Here is a 16,055-nt window from a genome sequence, read left to right as displayed (position 1 = left end):
TCCTGGCAGGGTTTCGGGGTTCAGGCGAACGACACCGGCGGACCGCGCCGGGAAAGCACGTCCCGCAGGAGCGCCTCACGCGCGGGATGCTTCACCGCGAGCGGGACATGGAGCCGCAGCGGCGCCGTCGCGGGCCGCGGCGTGAGGCGGCGCGGGAGCACCGCGGCGATCAACGCGGTCAGCGCGAACAGCACGTGCTCGGCGCAGGCCAGCACCGTGACCGCCACCAGGGTCGCGGCGGCGTGCGCGGCCGTCATGAGCAGGCCGCCTCCCGGGGTCCCGGCATGTTCGGAATGCGACTCCCAGGCTAGATAGGCGAGGGAGCCGTGCATCGCCAGCTGTCCGCCTGCCACCAGGCAGAAGAGGACGAACGGACCATGCCTGCGCCCCGCGAAGGCGTAGGCCACCCAGCTCAGCAGGGCGACGAGCAGCACGACCACGCCGAGATCCGGGACGCGCCCGCCGGCGCCCAGGTGGGCACCGGTCGCCAGGACGCCGGTCAGGATCCCCACGGCCACGCCCCGGAGGCGCCGGAGGAGGCCTCGGGTCGGGGTGGGTGTGCGCACGGAAGGCAGAGTAGAGCGCGACCGCGCCTTCTGTCGCGTCTCACGGGAGAGGACCTGAAGTGAAATACGCGTTCGCCCGGCTCTGGACCGGCAACACCGCCTCCGGGCTGGCGACCTGGGCACTGCCGTTCATCCTCGGGCTGGCGGTGCTCGAACGCTCGCTCTCGGCCGTCGACCTGGGCATCGTGCTGGCCACGCGGACGGCGGGGTTCCTCGTGGCCGTACCGGTGGCCGGAGTCCTCGCCGACCGGCACTCCCGCCGTCAGGTAGTGCTCTGGGCCGGTCTCGTCGCGGGTCTGGCCACTCCCCTGATCGCGGCCGGGATGGGCCGGTCCGTTCCGCTGATGGCCACCGCGGCCGCCGTCGTCGGGATCGGCCAGGGCGCGTGCCGCCCGGCGTTCCAGGCCCTGACCGCCGAAGTGATCGCCGAGGACCGGCGCCAGCAGGCCAACGCGGCGATGACCCTCGCCGTGCGGGTCACGACGCTGGTCGCGCCCGGTCTCACCGCGCTGCTCGCCGTCGTCGCCTCGACCCCGGTCCTCGTCATCGGCACCGCGGTGCTGTGGCTGGCCGCGGCACTGATCCCGCCCCGCGGCACCTTCACGCCGGTCCCGGCAGCCGTCAAGAGCCGCTTCTTCGCCGATTTCGCCGACGGGCTCCGCGAGGCTCGCCGTCACCCCTGGTTCCTGGCCGGGCTCGGCGCGCTGACGGCCGTGATCGCGACCGGCTACTCGGCCACCGGCGTCGTGCTGCCCCTGGTCAGCCGCGACCGCTACGACACCGAAGCGGTCCTGGCCGGCGGGCTGACCGCGTACACGGTCGGCGCGCTCGTGGGCGCCGTCGTCATCGCGCGCTGGCGGCCGCGACGGCAGGGCTGGGCGGCACTGATCGGGCTCGGCTGCTACGGCTTCGCGCCACTGAGCCTGCTGCTGCCGGTGCACCCGGCGTTCGTCATCGCCGCCTACGCCGTCGCCGGGCTGGGCATCGAACTGTTCAACGTCCCGTGGTTCACCGCGACCCAGCGGGAGGTCGAACCGGGGAAGCTCGCCCGGGTGTCCTCTTTGGACTTCCTGTTCTCCTACGGCCTGGCCCCCGCCGGACTGGCGTTCATCGCGCCCGCGATCGGCGAGTTCGGCGCGGTGCCGGTGCTGGCGGTGTGCACGGTGGTCTGCTTCGCCGCACCGGCCGCCGCGGCACTCGTTCCGTCGTCGCGTGACTTCCGGGTGACACGGGTTCCCGCCGCACCGGTCAACGACCGGTCGTGACCCGGCTGATCCGGCCGCGCATCCGTGCGCGGCCCGCCGGGTCACGCCACCGGAGGTGCCTGTCGAGCACCTCGCGGAGCACACCGCGGAGGACGAGACCGTGGGGGGCGGTCTCGACGCAGGGGTGGCCGCGGAGCCAGTCGAACAGCTCCGACGACCGGCCTCCCGGCAGCACCGACCGGAGGAGGTCTTCGGTGGTGTTGTCCGCTTGCGCGCACACGTACAACGCCCAGCGATGCGCCTCCGTCGGCGGATCACCGGCCAGATGGGCGTACACGGTGTCCACCACGTAGCGCGCCGCGTCCGCCCGTGGTGACCTGGCGACCTCGGCGGCCAGGGAGAGCGCGAACGGGTTGCCCGCGGCGAAGTCCATAATGGACTCGCGGAGGTCCGGGCCGACGCCGCGTGCTTCGAGCAGGGCCGCGGACTCGTTCTCGCTCAAGGCTTCGAGCTTCCGGATCCGGAGCCTGCCCGACCACGCCGGATCGACCAGCAGCGTGGCGTCCGGGCCGCTCCGCCCCGCGATCACGACCGTGACGTCTTCGGGCAGGCGGCGCAGGACGTCCGCCGGATCGTCGAGCCCGTCGAAGAGCCGTACGGGTTTGCCCATGGCCGCCGCGTCGTCGGCGAACTTCCGCAGCAGGGTCGACTTCCCGATCCCGGGAGGCCCGGTGAGGAACAGCACTTCGGCGCCCTTGGCCGGATCCCTCGCGAGCAGACGGCGGAATTCGGCGCGTTCGCGCTCACGGCCGACGAACAACGGGTCCGCTTCACGGAGTGCGGGCGTCCGCTCGTCCTCGGCGTGAAGCACCTTCTCGTGCAGCGCCCGCAGTTTCGGCCCCGGCCGGACCCCGAGTTCTTCGTCGAACAGGTCGTGGATGGCCCGGTAGAGTTCGAGCGCCTCGGCCCGGCGCCCACCGCGGTACAGGGCGAGGAGATAGATCTCGTACAGCGGTTCCTCGAGACGATGGCGCTCGATCAGCGCGGGCACCTCGGCCATCACCTCGTCGTGGTCGCCGAGTTCCAGGCGCAGCCGGAGCAGCTCCTGGGTGGCGGTCAGTTTCAGCCGCTCCAGGCGGGAACGCTCGTGTTCGGCCGCTTCGCCGGGGACACCGGCCAGTGCCGTACCGGTCCAGAGGCCGAGTGCCCGTTCCAGCAGTTCCGCCGCTTTCTCCGCCGAGTGCGCCCGGCGCGCGCTCTCGATCAGCCCGGCGAATTCGACGGCGTCCACCTCGAAGCATTCCGGGTCCAGCCGGTAGCCGCCGGATCGCGAGACGATCGCCGATCCCAGCCCCTGCAAGGAGAGCAGCCGCCGGAGACGGGAGATGTAGGTCCGGATGACGGCCTCGCCGGTGGCGGGCGCCCGCTCGCCCCAGAGCCCGTCGATCAGCTCGCCGGTCCGGACGAAGCTGCCCGCGTTGGCGAGCAGCAGCATCAGGACCGCCTGCTGCTGCGGTGAGCCGAGGTCCAGCCGGGTGCCGCCGCTGGTGAAACCCGGCGGGCCGAGCACGGTGAAGCGATACCGGACTTCCTGCGGCAGGTGGGACATGGGCGGAAAGGTAGGCGGGCTCGCGCGGTGCCCGCGACCGTCGGACGACGTCGTCGGCGTACGTCGTCCGGCCCGTGACGTACAGGAATGACGTCATCCGACGGTCGCCGCGGTCAGCGCCGGATTCCTACGGTTGCGGCATGTCTGAAACCACGTACACCGCCGTCGCCACTTCGACCGCGGAAGGCCGCAACGGCGGCCGGGCGACCTCCGACGACGGCGTGCTCGACGTCGGCCTCGCCGTCCCGAAGGCCTTCGGCGGCTCCGGCGACGGCACGAACCCCGAGCAACTGTTCGCCGCGGGCTGGGCGTCCTGCTTCGTCGGCGCCGTCCGCCGGGTCGCGGGCGTCAAGAAGGTGAAGGTGGACGACCTGGCCGTCGTCGCCGAGGTGACGCTGCACCACGACACCGGCGCGGGCGAGTTCCACCTGAGCGCCGCGCTGCACCTGGAGGCCACCGGCATCGACCAGGCCACCGCCGACGAACTGGTCCAGGGCGCGCACCAGGTGTGCCCGTACTCCAAGGCGACGCGGGGGAACATCGAGGTCACGCTGGACGCGACAGTCGCGTGAGGTGCCCGGCTCGTGAGTGATGATGACGGTTCTAACCGTCTTCACCACTCACGAGCCCCAGGGCTCCCTTGAGTTCCGCCCGCGAACTCACGCCCAGCTTCGGGAAGATCCGGTGCAGATGCGTGCCGACCGTCCGGTGGGACAGGTAGAGCCGCTGCCCGATCTCCCGGTTCGTCAGCCCTTCCGCGGCCAGGTGCACGATGCTCAGCTCGTGCGGGGTCAGCTTCTCGCGCGCGTCGGGGCCGCGGTGGGGGCTGGACTCCCCCGCGCTTCGCAGTTCACGGCGCGCTCGTTCGGCCCACGCGGTCATGCCGAGCGCGTCGAACGTCTCCCGCGCGGTGCGCAGATGCGCCCGCGAGTCCACCGCGCGCCGCTGCCGCCGCAGCCACTCGCCGTAGGCCAGGTGCAGCCGCCCGCGTTCGGCGGGCCAGCCGTCCAGCTCCGCCCGCAGCGCGGTCTCGAACAGTTCGTCGCTCGGATCGAGTACGGCACGGGCGTACCGCAAGCCGATGTGCAGGGCGGGCGCCGGGGTGATCAGGGCGAGCCGTTCCATCTCCGCGACGATCTCGCGCAGGGCCTCGACCTGCCCCGCCCGGACCGCGACCTCGGTGAGTTCCGCGACGAAGTAGACGCGCAGCGCCGGCTGGCAGGCGGGATCGGCGGGATCGAAGAGGCGCCGCAGGTCGGCGAACGCGTCGTCGAAGCGGCCCTCGCTCGACGCGGCGATCCCCCTGGCGAGCCGCACGGTCGCCAGTACCGGCCGGGCACCGGCGGCGAGCGCGGTCCGTTCGGCCTCGTCGGCCAGTGTCCTGGCCTGTTTGTGCTCGCCCTTCAGCGCGGCGATCTCGGCCTGGACCGCGGTGGCGAAGCCGTACATGAACGGCTGCCCGGTCTCCCTGGCGAATTTGGCCGCTTCCGCCGCGACCGGCACGGCCCCGGCGAGATCACCGAGCCGGACCCTGCTCCACGCCTGGACCGCCAAGGCCCGCGGCAGCAGCCCGAGCCTGCCTTGCGCCCGCAGTCCCGGTGCCGCGGCCGCGGAGAACCGGGCGGCCAGATCGACCGCGCCGACCTGCAGGGACGCACTGCCGAGAAAGCGGTCGACCTCGGGATCGGCACCGGTCCCGGCGGCGAGCGCGCGCAGCCCGGCGAGCACCTCGCCCGCCCGCTCGAACGGCGCCACATAGGCGGCGACCGCGACCAGGCGCGGGTCCGAGTTCTCGGTCGGGAGGCGGTCCGCGACGGCCAGTAGCGTCCGCCGGGTGTCGGCGCCGGGTTCGGTCCAGAAGCACCGCATGGCGGCACCCCACAGGACGCGCATCGCCGGATCCGGCTGCCCGTCCTCCGCGACCGATTCGGCCAGCCGGGCCAGTTCCGCGATCCGCGAGCGGTCCTCGCGGACCCCGTCCTCGAACCCGCTGAGCAGCCAGCTCGCCGTCGCCCGCTGCCGGGGCGTGAGTTCTCCGGCGCGGGCCTCCAGGACGAGCCGTTCCGCCGTCTCACGGCCGCCGGATTCCACGGCCAGCTCGGCCGCGCGCAGCAACCGGTCCGCCCGGCGCTCCGGATCGGCGCTCATCAAGGCCGCTCGCTCCAGCGCGGCGACGGCGGCCGTCGCTCCGCCGCGGTGCCGCGCGCGGTCGGCGGCGTTCTCCAGTTCCCGTGCGACGTCTTCGTCGGCGCCGGTCGCGGCGGCGGCCCGGTGCCAGGCACGGCGATCCGGCCGCTCGCGGAAGATCTCGGCGAGACGCAGGTGCGCGCGTCGCCGTTCCTCGGCCGGTACCGCCGCGGGAATGGCCGAGCGCATCAGAGGATGCCGGAACGAGACCGCACCGGCTTCGAGGTCGATCAGCCGGGCCTCGGCGGCGGGTGCCAGCGCCGACGGCTCGACGTCCTCGCCCAGCAGCGCGCCCGCCGCCGCGAGCGTCTCGGTGAGCGAGCCGGTCTCGCTGAGCGCGGCGACCAGCAAGGTCGTGCGGGCGGGCTCGGGCAGGGCGGTGAACCGGGCGCCGAACGTGCGCTCGAGCCGCTGGGTCAGCGGCAGCACGGGATCTGAGGCCCCGGTCACGGCCGACGGCAACTCGGTAAGGGCCAGTGGATTGCCGTCGGCTTCGGCGAGGATCCGGGAGCGGACCGGCGAGGCGAGCCCGGGGGCCACGGAGTCGAGCAGCTCGGCCGCCACCTCTCCGGGCAGGCGTTCCAGGTCCATTGAGGACAGTCCCGCGTCGCGCAGTGGCGACGGCTCCCCGTCCCGGAGGGTCGCGATCAGGACGATCGGTTCCGTCTCGATCCGCCTCGCCACGAACGCGAGCACGTCGGCGCTCTCGCGGTCCATCCAGTGGACGTCGTCGGCGACGATCAGCAGCGGTTTGGCCGCCGCCTCCTCCGAAAGCAGCGTCAGCGCGGCGAGCCCGGCCAGGTACGCGTTCGGCTCCGCCGCTTCGGCCAGCCCCAGCGCCGCCCAGAGCGCGGAACGCTGCGGCGCGGGCAGGGTGTCGGCACCGGCGCGGACCGGATGGAGCAGCTGGTGCAGGGCGGCGTACGGGAAGTTCCGTTCGGCCTCGACGCCGGTCGCGCGCAGCACGCGCAGTCCCCCGAGCGTGGCCGCGGCGACGGCCTCCGCGACGAGAGCCGACTTTCCGGCGCCCGGTTCGCCCTGGATGAGCACACCGCCGCAGCCCGCGGCAGGACCGTCGACGAGCTCACTCAGGTCCTTCAGCTCGGCATCCCGTCCGAAAAGCGGCATGGTGGCGCATTCCTCCCTCGGCCATGGGTGGCCACCCGTCCGACGATACCCAAACGGTCCGATTTGGACCGGGGATGGTGGCGGCGTCCACAGGATGTAGACGGCGTGTCAACACGATCGGCCTAGCTTCGGGAAAGTGATGAAACGCAAGAAATTGTTCCTGGCGGCGGCACCACTGGCCGCCCTGCTGCCGCTGGTGCTGACCTCGGTCACGCAGACGGCGCCCGCCGAAGCGGCGGCGACGTCGTCGTGCGCGGCGCTTCCCGTTTCGGCCCCCGACGGGGCGCGGATCGAGTCCGTTCAGGCGGAGCAGAAGCCGGGCGGCACCGTCACTTTCCCGCCCACCCCGTTCACGCCCGGATCCTCGATCACCGGCGTCCCGGCGTACTGCGAAATCACCGTCACCCTGACCCACGGCGAGGCCGGTGACCACGTCAAGGTCGCCGTCGCGCTGCCCCGGACGGGGTGGACCGGCAGGCTTCAGGCGGTCGGCGGCAGCGCCTACACCGCCGGCGACTTCGGCGCACCGCTCGTCCAGGCGGTCAAGGACGGCTACAGCGGTGTGACGACCGACGCCGGTGTCCCCCTGACCTTCCTCGACACCTCGTGGGCGCTGACACCAAAGGGCGAGATCGACAAGCCCCTGGTGACGAACTTCGCGACCCGTTCCGTACACGAGGCCGCCCTCGTCGGGAAGGACGTGACACAGAAGTTCTATCAGCGCGAAGTCGGCCACTCGTACTGGAACGGCTGCTCGACCGGCGGCCGTCAGGGCTACGCCGAGGCGCAGCGGTATCCGGGCGACTTCGACGGTGTCCTCGCGAACGCGCCCGCCGTGCACTGGGCGGAGTTCGCGGTCGCGACCCTGTGGCCGCGGGTCGTCATGAACCAGGAGAAGACCTTCCCGGCGCCCTGCGTTTTCACCGCCTTCCAGCAGGCCGCGATCAAGGCCTGCGACGGCCGGGACGGGGTCACGAACGGCATCGTGGACCGGCCGGACGAATGCGGTTACGACCCGCGATCGCTCGTCGGCACGAAGGTGCTCTGCGGCGACAAGGAGGTCACCGTCACCGCGGCGGACGCCGAGGTCGTGCGCAAGATCTGGGCCGGGCCGACCGACGAGCACGGACGACGGCTCTGGGCCGGTCTGCCCAAGGGCGCCGATTTCGGGCCGGTGACGACGGCCCCGGGCTTCCCGGTGGCCGTGGGCTGGGTGCAAACGTTCCTGAAGAAGCAGCCCGGCTTCGACACCGAGAAGCTCACCTATCGCCAGTTCGCCGACCTGTTCCGCCAGTCGGTGCGGGAGTACGACGACGTCATCGGGACCTCGGACCCGGATCTGTCGGGTTTCCGCCGGGCGGGCGGCAAGCTGATCACCTTCGTCGGTACCGACGACCAGCTGATCCCGCCGGGCGGCACGCTGCGGTACCGCCACGAGGTGGAGCGGGAAATGGGCGGTTCCCGGCGGGTCGACGACTTCTACCGGCTGTTCCTCGCACCGGGTGTCGCGCACTGCGGCGGCGGCGCGGGCGCCACCCCGACGGACGCGCTGGGCGCGCTCGTCGACTGGGTCGAACACGGCAAGGCGCCGTCGACCCTGCCCGCGGCGAACGGCGACCGGACCCTCACCCGCGATCTCTGCCCGTATCCGCAGGTCTCGCGGTACCGCGGCCACGGTGATCCCGCGGTGGCGTCGAGCTACCGCTGCACCGGCCGCTGAGGTCCTCCACACCCGTGCCCGTCGTGCCGGCCGCCCCCACCGGTACGACGGGCACTTCCTCATTCTGTGAGAAGTTCCGGCGTTCCCTTTGCCATACCCCTCAAAAGTACGGTATTGACGACAGTGGACACCGCGACCGGCCGAATCGGACACGTCCGCGCCGCCCGTGCCCACGGCGACTGAAACCCTTGCACCGCAACGAAACCACCGGCCCTTCCGGCAGGACCGGCCGTCATATCGCGCTGCGCCGAGCCCGGCCGATATGACCCAAATGGTATGTACCAGTCGCGTGATCCGCCTCGTACGGTCGGGATCGACTCTCCCTCCCCGCCCGTTTCGAGGAAAGCGTTGACATGAACAGAAAGATCCTCGCCGCCACAGCCGCGGCCATCACCGGGGCAGGCTTGATCACCGCCATCGCCCTTACGCCCAGCGCGAGCGCCGGTCAGCAAGCCACCGCCGGCGACCAGGCCCAGTCCGAAATGCTGGCCGCGATGTCCCGCGATCTGAAGATCAGTCCCGAACAGGCCAAGATCCGGCTCGCGAGCGAGCAGCGCGCCGCGATCGCCGACAACACGCTGAAGAAGCAGCTCGGCATGTCGTACGCCGGGTCGTGGCTGGACGCCACCGGGACCGCGCTGACCGTGGCCGTCACCGACGCCGCCCAGGCCGACCTGGTGCGCGCCGCGGGCGCCACCCCGAAGACCGTCGCCCGCAGCGCCGCCGATCTCGACGCGGCGAAGCTGCGGCTGGACGCCAAGTCCACCAAGGCACCGAAGACCGTGCCCGGCTGGTACACCGACGTCGTCACCAACTCGATCGTCGTACTGGCCAACGCCGGTGGCGAGGCCGCCGCGAAGGCGTGGGCCGCCGAGTCCGGTGTGCGGGCCGATCTGGTCCGCGTCGAGACCAGCGCGGAGAAGCCGCGGGCGCTGATCGACATCATCGGCGGCAACGCCTACACCTTCGGCTCGGGCCGCTGCTCCATCGGGTTCCCGGTCGAGGGCGGTTTCGTGACCGCCGGCCACTGTGGCACCACGGGCACGCGGACCTCGAACCCCAGCGGGACCGTCGCCGGCTCCAGCTTCCCCGGCAACGACTACGCCTGGGTCCGCGCCGACGCCGGGAACACCCCGCGCGCGCTGGTCAACCGCTACCCCGGCACCGTGCCGGTGGCCGGTTCGACCGAGGCCGCGGTGAACTCGTCGGTCTGCCGTTCCGGCTCCACCACGGGCTGGCACTGCGGCACGATCCTGCAGAAGAACACCTCGGTCACCTACCCCGAGGGCACCATCACCGGCCTGACCCGGACCAACGTCTGCGCCGAACCCGGTGACTCCGGCGGTTCGTGGATCACCGGCGACCAGGCGCAGGGTGTCACCTCGGGTGGCTCCGGCAACTGCACCTCCGGCGGCACCATCTACTTCCAGCCGGTCAACGAGATCCTGGGCGCCTACAACCTGCGCCTGATGGTCACCGGCACCCCGCCGTCCAGCACGACCACGACGCCGACCACCACCCCGACCAGCCCGACGACCTCGAACCCGCCGGGCGGCACCTGGGCGCCGTACACCTACTACGGCTCCGGCGCGACCGCCACCTACGGCGGCAGCACCTACCGGGTCATCCAGCCGCACACCTCCATGCCCGGCTGGGAACCGCCGAACGTGCCCGCGCTTTGGGAACTCGCCTGACCTGGACCGCCCCCGGCGAACGCACCTCGCCGGGGGCGGTTCCTCCCCCTGACGACGGCGCGCTGACCGCGGACCTCGAGTCCCTCGTCCCCCGCGCCCGCGACGGCGATCCCGCCGCGACCCGGGAGCTGATGGGCATCGTCGAGCCGGTCGTCGCGAGCTATTGCCGGAGCCGGATGGAGGGGACGGACGCGCGCGTGATCGGCGCGGAGGACGTCGCGCAGGAGACCTGTCTCGCGGTGCTCACCGCGCTTCCCACCGCCAGGACCACCGGTCGCTCGTTCCTCACCGTCGTGCTCGGGATCGCCGCCCGGAAGGTCGCCGCTGCCTTCCGGAGGCGGGCCCGGGACCGGTCGGAACCCACCCCGGACTTACCCGACCGCGCGACGCCTGAGCCCAACGAACCCGAACGCCAGGCCCTCGCCGCCGACGGCCACGACCGCCTGACCCGCCTGATGAGCACCCTCCCCGGCCTTCAGCAGGAGATCCTCCGGCTACGGATCACGGTCGGCATGTCGGCGCCCGAAACGGGTGCGGTCCTGCGGGTGAGCCCCGGACTGGTCCGGGTCGCCCAGCATCGCGCCCTGCACCGGCTCCGCGCGATCCTGAGCGAGGGCGACCCGGGACCAGCCCCGTGATCGGCGGTCAGCGCTGGATACAGTCGAGCCCCAGCCCGAACGTCGTGAGCACGTACTGACAGATGTGCGTCGCGTGCACTTCGTCGGTTTCCAGGCAGCCCACCGGGGTGCCCAGCAGATCGACGGCGCACGAGGCATAGAACTGGTTCGGGCTTCCCGGCACCGGGTCCGCGACGGCGGGCGAGGCGGCGACGGCGCCCGCCGACACCATGAGCGTGACGGTGGCCGCCAAAGCTGCGATTCGAGTCTTCATCGTTCTCTCCTTCTCTTCCGCCCCCGCCTGATGCCATCGGTATTCCCCGCTTGACCTGGCTTCACCTGGCGATCACCGGAAAGTGTCACGGGTGACGTACACCGATGACGTCGTCCGACGGGCGCGACGGCCCGGCAGGCCGTCCTAGCGTGACCTCATGCCCGTTCTTGGGAAGCTCGCCCTGATCGCCGCCGTGCTCACCGCCGCCGCCTGCAGCGCTCCCCCGCCCGCGCCGTCGGCTCCACCGCCCGCCGCCGTCGCCGCCTCCGACTGGTCCCCCGCGCCGGTGGTGCCCCTGCCCTCGCAACCGCCGCCTTCGCTGGTCGTCGACGCGCCACTGCCCGATCAGCTCGCGATGGGCCTGGTCGTGCTGCGATACCGGGCGGAGAACCTCCGGATCGTCCCGGTCTACGGCCCGGCCGCCCTCGACGTCTCGCCTCGGATCGGCCACATCCACGTGACCGTCGACGACGCGGCGTGGCACTGGGCGGACGGCAGCGGCGAGCCGCTCATCATCCAGTCCTTGCCGCCGGGCCCGCACAAGGTGTGGATCGGGCTCGCCGATCCGACCCACAAGATCCTCGACCAGAAGACGGTGAACTTCGTCGTCCCTGTCCACAATGGACACCACTGAAGCCGGGAGTTCCTTCCATGACACTGGATCAGTACTATCTGCTCGGCCGGTCCGGCCTGCGCGTCAGCCGGATCGCGCTCGGTACGATGAACTTCGGCACCGGCGGTTTCCATGCCGCGTACGGGAAGACCGAGGACGAGGTCCGCCCGATCTTCCGCAAGTACCTGGAGGCGGGCGGGAACTTCATCGACACCGCGGATTTCTACACGGCGGGCGAGAGCGAAACGATCCTCGGACGGCTCATCGCCGAGGCGAAGGTGCGCGACCGGGTCGTGCTCACCACCAAGTACACCAACAGCGTCGACCCCGGCGATCCGAACGCGGGCGGCAACGGGCGGAAGCACCTGATCCGGGCCCTGGAGGCGTCGCTGCGCCGGCTGGGCACCGACCACGTCGACCTGTTCCTGCTGCACACCTGGGACCGGATCACCCCGCCGGAAGAGGTGATGCGCACCTTCGACGACCTGGTCCGCGCGGGAAAGATCCGCTACGCCGGCCTTTCCGACGTGCCCGCCTGGTACGCCGCGCGAGCACAGACCTTCGCCGAAGCGCACGCGCTGACCCCCGCGGTCAACCTCCAGCTGCCCTACTCGCTCGTGGAGCGGACGATCGAGACCGAACACGTCCCGATGGGCAGGCATCTCGGGCTCGGCATCACCGCGTGGAGTCCCTTGGCGGGCGGTTTCCTCACCGGCAAGTACCGCCAGACCGGCGAGACGCCGTCCGGCGAGGGCAGGCTGAGCGATCCGGGGAACCCCGGGAAATCCTGGACGGACCGGGACTGGGCGCTGCTGAAGCCGCTGGAAGAGGTCGCCGGCAAGCTCGGCGTGACCATGGCCCAGGTCGCGATCAACTGGGTCGCGACCCAGCCGGGCATCGCGGCCGCGATCGTCGGGGCCAGCAGCGCGGACCAGCTCGGCAAGAGCATGGCCGCACTCGACTTCGAGCTGCCGCCGGAGCTGCGCGCGCTCCTCGACGAGGCGAGTGCCGTGCCGCCGGAGTCGGTGTACCGGATGTTCACCCCCGAGTACCAGAACTGGGTGATCAGCCCTGGGGTGAGGGTCGGGGACAAGCCGTCGGGCTACGCGCCCGCCGTGCGGAACTGGTGATCGTCGCCGTTTTTCGGCAAGGGCTCAAACGCCTTCGACGATGCGGAAGTCGCGCTCGACGCCGTCGGACAGGACGAGCAGTGCCTGCTGGTAGGCCTCGCTCGCGTGAGTCGCGACGGCCTGTTCGAAGCTGTCGAACTCGATCAGGATGACGCGCTCGGCGACGCCGTCGTCATGGGGGACGACCTGCCCGCCGCGGACGAGAACCCGTCCGCCACCGGCCTTGACGGCCGGAGCGGCCAGCTTGTCGTAGGCGGCCAGCTTCTCGGGGTCGGAAATGGTGCGGTAGGCGCTGACCCAGTAGCCCTTGGCCACGAGAACCTCCAGTGTTCGGAAAGTGCGCGTCCGGGGATACGCGGCTGGCGCCGGATTCATCGCCGTGCGCGAGCGTACCCGGGGAAGATCATCGGGGTGGGTTGAGGGAACGTACTGGTGCGGGAGGGGGTGGAGCATCGTCGATCTTCGGGGGTCGGTGTGTGCTCCGTGCCTGCTCGTTCGGTCGTTGTTGGGGGCAGGCCGTGTGGTGACGAGGCGGCACTGGCGGCCGTCGCCGTTCTGCGGCAACAGACCCGGCCAGCACGTGGGCGACTCTGGTTTCCGTTCACCGCGGGCGCAACGTCGAAGACGGGCCGTCTGGCTACGCGACGGCGCTGGTGACTGTCGCCGTTTCGCGGCAACGACCCGGCTGCACTTGCGGCGGCCCTCGTTTCCGCTCACTGCAGGCGCAACGTCGAGGACAGGCCGGGTGGTCACCCAGCCACGCTGCGGAGCTGGCGGCCGTCGCCATTTCGCGGCAATGGCCCTTGGGCGACCGGTCGCTACAGACGCGATGTCTTGGAGCTGCGGGACACGGTCCAGAACCGGTCCGTCGCCGTTTTCCGGCAACAGACCCCGGCCTGCACTCCGGGCGCCCCTGACCTCCGCTCGCTACAGCCGCAAGGTCGAGGACAAGCCGTCTGGCCACCCAGGCACACTGCGGTACTAACAACCGTCGCCATTTCGCGGCAACGCGCCCTGGACGACCGGTCGCTACAGACGTGACGCCTTGGAACCGCGGGAACCGTCGCCGTTCTGCGGCAACAGACCCGGCCAGCACCTGGGCGCCCCTGGTTCCGCTAACCGCGGGCGCAACGCCGAAGACGGGCCGTCTGGCCACGCGGCGGCGCTGGTGACTGTCGCCGTTTCGTGGCAACGAGGGCTTGGGCGAGCGGGTCACCACAGACGCAACGTCTTGGAGCGGCGGGCACGGTCCAAGACCGGTGGCCATCGCCGTTTCGCGGCAACAGACCCCGACTGCACTTGCGGCGGCCCTCGTTTCCGCTCACCGCAGGCGCAACGTCGAGACAGGCCGTCTGGCGACCCAGCCACGCTGCGGAGCTGGCGGCCGTCGCCATTTCGCGGCAATGCCCCTGGGCGACCGGTCGCTACAGACGTGACGCCTTGGCGCCGCGGGCACGATCCGAGACCGGCGGCAGTCGCCGTTTTCCGGCAACAGACCCCAGCCAGCACCTGGGCGCTCCTGGTTCCGCTCACCGCGGGCGCAACGTCGAATACAAGCCGTCTGGCGACCCAGCCACGCTGCGGAACTGACGGCCGTCGCCATTTCGCGGCAATGGCCCTTGGGCGACCGGTCGCTACAGACGTGATGTCTTGGAACCGCGGGCATCGTCCAAACCGTCGCCGTTCTGCGGCAATAGACCCGGCCAGCACCTGGGCGGCCCTGGTTCCGTTGACCGCGGGCGCAACGCCGAAGACGGGCCGTCTGGCCACGCGGCGGCGCTGGTGACTGTCGCCGTTTCGTGGCAACGAGCCTTAGGCGACCAGGTCACCACAGACGCGACGTCTTGGAGCTGCGGGACACGGTCCAGAACCGGTGGCAGTCGCCATTCTCCGCCAACAGACCCTGGCTGCACTTGCAGCGCCCCTCGTTTCCACTCACCACAGCCGCAACGTCGAAGACAAGCCGCCCGACCACCCAGCCACACTGCGGACCTAACAACCGTCGCCATTTCGCGGCAACGAACCCAGGGCGACCAGTCACCACAGACACAACACCTAAACGCCGCGGCACAGTCCAAAACCAGCAGCCGTCACCGCTTCGCGACAACAAACCAAAGACAGTGCCCCAGCCGCGAACTCAACACCGTCCAAGCCACGCAGTATAGACCGTTATACAAAACCAGCCACAGATCACCCACAGCCACGGCCCGCGCAGGTGAACGCCCCCAGCCGCCCCCCAACCTCATCCCGAAACCGAGTCAAGCCCGCAAGTGGGCGCGATCCGGCGCAACAGCATGCTGAAGCGGCTGCCCGAGCACGAACCGCCGCAGTTCCCGTGCGACGAGTTCGCCCATCCGAGCCCGCTCCGCACCCAGGGCTCCCGCCAGATGCGGGGTGAGCACCACGTTCGGCAGGGTGTAGAGCGGCGAGTCCGGCGCGGGCGGCTCGGGCCAGGTGACGTCGAGGATCGCCGTGAGGTCCGGCCGCTCGCCGAGCACGGGGATGACCGACGGCTCGTCGACCACAGCACCGCGAGCGGTGTTGATCAGGGTCGCGCCGATGCCCATTCTGGCCACGAGCGTCCCGTTCACCAGGCCCTCGGTCTCCGGCAGCAGCGGCGCGTGCAGGCTGACCACGGCACAGGTGCCGAACAGCTCCTCAAGCTCCACCAGCCGCACACCTAGGTCGGCGGCGGCCGCGGCGTCGACGACGGGGTCGCTCGCCAGCACCTCGACGTCGAAACTCCGCAGGTGGGACGCGACGAGAGCGCCGATCTCGCCGAGCCCGAGCAAGCCGACCTTGGAGCGGTACGCCCCGGCGACCCTCGGATCGCCAGGGTAGGCGCGCCGCTCCCGGATCTCGCGGGAGATCCGGTGCACCTGTTTCAGTCCCAAGAGGATCTGGGCCAGGGTGAACTCGGCGACGGGGACGGCGTTCGCGGCCGCCGCGGACACGATCGGGATCCCGCGCGCCCAGAAATCGGGCGTGGTGAGGGGCCGGACCGATCCGGCGGCGACGAGCACCGCCCGCAGGTCCGGCGCGTGTGCCAGCAGGCCGGTGTCGAGGACGGGCGCGCCCCAGCCCGAGAGCAGGATTTCGACGCCGTCCAGGGCCTCCGGACGCTCCGCCAGCCGCTCGCGGGTGAGCGGCTCACGCAGGTCCACCAGCGTCCCGATCTCCGCCAGGACGGCCTCGGGGTAAACGTCGCCACGGCGGCGTTCCTCCATCACCAGGAGCGCCGTCGGCCGGTGTCGCAGTTCCGTCATCCCTACCTCCGCGGCGACCATACATCGGATGCTTAGACCGGTCCAC

13 protein-coding genes are annotated in these 16,055 nt (G+C 71.3%); 7 read left to right on the top strand and 6 right to left on the bottom strand.

Going from position 1 to position 16,055, the window contains the following annotated elements; genetic code table 11:
• Positions 1-20 precede the first annotated feature (20 nt).
• Positions 21-566: a hypothetical protein gene (locus SD37_RS18115; RefSeq protein ID WP_236725405.1), complete on the bottom strand. Its 546-nt coding sequence runs from the start codon at positions 564-566 to the stop codon at positions 21-23.
• A gap of 59 nt (positions 567-625) precedes the next feature.
• Here SD37_RS18115 and SD37_RS18110 point away from each other — a divergent pair, with 59 nt between their 5' ends.
• Positions 626-1,831, top strand: a complete 1,206-nt coding sequence (locus tag SD37_RS18110) for an MFS transporter (RefSeq protein ID WP_044853017.1) — start codon at positions 626-628, stop codon at positions 1,829-1,831.
• On the opposite strand, the gene SD37_RS18105 is transcribed toward SD37_RS18110, so the two are convergent.
• Positions 1,815-3,380 (bottom strand): BTAD domain-containing putative transcriptional regulator, encoded by a 1,566-nt coding sequence (locus tag SD37_RS18105; protein WP_044853016.1) that lies wholly within the window; start codon positions 3,378-3,380, stop codon positions 1,815-1,817. The two genes, SD37_RS18110 and SD37_RS18105, sit on opposite strands and share 17 nt — an antisense overlap.
• Positions 3,381-3,520: 140 nt before the next feature.
• Here SD37_RS18105 and SD37_RS18100 point away from each other — a divergent pair, with 140 nt between their 5' ends.
• Positions 3,521-3,952: an organic hydroperoxide resistance protein gene (locus SD37_RS18100; RefSeq protein WP_044853015.1), complete on the top strand. Its 432-nt coding sequence runs from the start codon at positions 3,521-3,523 to the stop codon at positions 3,950-3,952.
• A 31-nt stretch (positions 3,953-3,983) separates the two neighbouring features.
• Here SD37_RS18100 and SD37_RS18095 read toward each other — a convergent pair whose 3' ends face one another.
• Positions 3,984-6,695 carry an ATP-binding protein gene (locus SD37_RS18095; protein ID WP_044853014.1) on the bottom strand — a complete coding sequence of 904 codons (2,712 nt, stop codon included), beginning with the start codon at positions 6,693-6,695 and terminating at the stop codon, positions 3,984-3,986.
• Between the two features lie 139 nt (positions 6,696-6,834).
• Here SD37_RS18095 and SD37_RS18090 point away from each other — a divergent pair, with 139 nt between their 5' ends.
• The 3 genes from SD37_RS18090 to SD37_RS18080 all read left to right on the top strand — a co-directional run bounded on the left by SD37_RS18090 (position 6,835) and on the right by SD37_RS18080 (position 10,747).
• Positions 6,835-8,415 (top strand): tannase/feruloyl esterase family alpha/beta hydrolase, encoded by a 1,581-nt coding sequence (locus SD37_RS18090; protein WP_044853013.1) that lies wholly within the window; start codon positions 6,835-6,837, stop codon positions 8,413-8,415.
• Between the two features lie 353 nt (positions 8,416-8,768).
• Entirely contained in the window at positions 8,769-10,109 is a 1,341-nt protein-coding gene (locus tag SD37_RS18085; RefSeq protein ID WP_044853012.1) for an alpha-lytic protease prodomain-containing protein, read from the top strand.
• Complete coding sequence (locus SD37_RS18080) at positions 10,094-10,747, top strand: sigma-70 family RNA polymerase sigma factor (RefSeq protein ID WP_236725404.1); 654 nt, start codon at positions 10,094-10,096, stop codon at positions 10,745-10,747. The genes SD37_RS18085 and SD37_RS18080 overlap by 16 nt, the downstream gene beginning before the upstream one ends.
• Positions 10,748-10,754: 7 nt before the next feature.
• On the opposite strand, the gene SD37_RS18075 is transcribed toward SD37_RS18080, so the two are convergent.
• Entirely contained in the window at positions 10,755-11,000 is a 246-nt protein-coding gene (locus SD37_RS18075; protein ID WP_044853011.1) for a hypothetical protein, read from the bottom strand.
• Between the two features lie 157 nt (positions 11,001-11,157).
• Between SD37_RS18075 and SD37_RS18070 the strand changes: the two genes are divergently transcribed.
• Both SD37_RS18070 and SD37_RS18065 read left to right on the top strand, forming a co-directional pair.
• Positions 11,158-11,634, top strand: a complete 477-nt coding sequence (locus SD37_RS18070) for a DUF6130 family protein (RefSeq protein WP_236725403.1) — start codon at positions 11,158-11,160, stop codon at positions 11,632-11,634.
• A 17-nt stretch (positions 11,635-11,651) separates the two neighbouring features.
• Entirely contained in the window at positions 11,652-12,743 is a 1,092-nt protein-coding gene (locus tag SD37_RS18065; RefSeq protein WP_044853010.1) for an aldo/keto reductase, read from the top strand.
• Positions 12,744-12,767: 24 nt separating this feature from the next.
• On the opposite strand, the gene SD37_RS18060 is transcribed toward SD37_RS18065, so the two are convergent.
• Both SD37_RS18060 and SD37_RS18055 read right to left on the bottom strand, forming a co-directional pair.
• Positions 12,768-13,058, bottom strand: coding sequence for a DUF1330 domain-containing protein (locus SD37_RS18060; protein WP_044853009.1), 291 nt, complete (start codon positions 13,056-13,058; stop codon positions 12,768-12,770).
• Positions 13,059-15,001: 1,943 nt separating this feature from the next.
• Positions 15,002-16,009, bottom strand: a complete 1,008-nt coding sequence (locus SD37_RS18055; RefSeq protein WP_044853008.1) for a hydroxyacid dehydrogenase — start codon at positions 16,007-16,009, stop codon at positions 15,002-15,004.
• Positions 16,010-16,055 lie beyond the last annotated feature (46 nt).

Source organism: Amycolatopsis orientalis, assembly GCF_000943515.2.
GTDB classification, from domain to species: Bacteria; Actinomycetota; Actinomycetes; order Mycobacteriales; family Pseudonocardiaceae; genus Amycolatopsis; species Amycolatopsis orientalis.
Note: the sequence above shows the minus strand (reverse complement) of the source record. Positions and strands in the feature narration are given on the sequence as shown.

What these genes read in the sequence shown, in the direction of transcription:
- SD37_RS18055 (WP_044853008.1), bottom strand. Translation starts at nt 16,009, where the DNA reads ATGACGGAACTGCGACACCGGCCGACGGCGCTCCTGGTGATGGAGGAA.
- SD37_RS18070 (WP_236725403.1), top strand. Translation starts at nt 11,158, where the DNA reads ATGCCCGTTCTTGGGAAGCTCGCCCTGATCGCCGCCGTGCTCACCGCC.
- SD37_RS18105 (WP_044853016.1), bottom strand. Translation starts at nt 3,380, where the DNA reads ATGTCCCACCTGCCGCAGGAAGTCCGGTATCGCTTCACCGTGCTCGGC.
- SD37_RS18090 (WP_044853013.1), top strand. Translation starts at nt 6,835, where the DNA reads ATGAAACGCAAGAAATTGTTCCTGGCGGCGGCACCACTGGCCGCCCTG.
- SD37_RS18065 (WP_044853010.1), top strand. Translation starts at nt 11,652, where the DNA reads ATGACACTGGATCAGTACTATCTGCTCGGCCGGTCCGGCCTGCGCGTC.
- SD37_RS18100 (WP_044853015.1), top strand. Translation starts at nt 3,521, where the DNA reads ATGTCTGAAACCACGTACACCGCCGTCGCCACTTCGACCGCGGAAGGC.
- SD37_RS18095 (WP_044853014.1), bottom strand. Translation starts at nt 6,695, where the DNA reads ATGCCGCTTTTCGGACGGGATGCCGAGCTGAAGGACCTGAGTGAGCTC.
- SD37_RS18075 (WP_044853011.1), bottom strand. Translation starts at nt 11,000, where the DNA reads ATGAAGACTCGAATCGCAGCTTTGGCGGCCACCGTCACGCTCATGGTG.
- SD37_RS18085 (WP_044853012.1), top strand. Translation starts at nt 8,769, where the DNA reads ATGAACAGAAAGATCCTCGCCGCCACAGCCGCGGCCATCACCGGGGCA.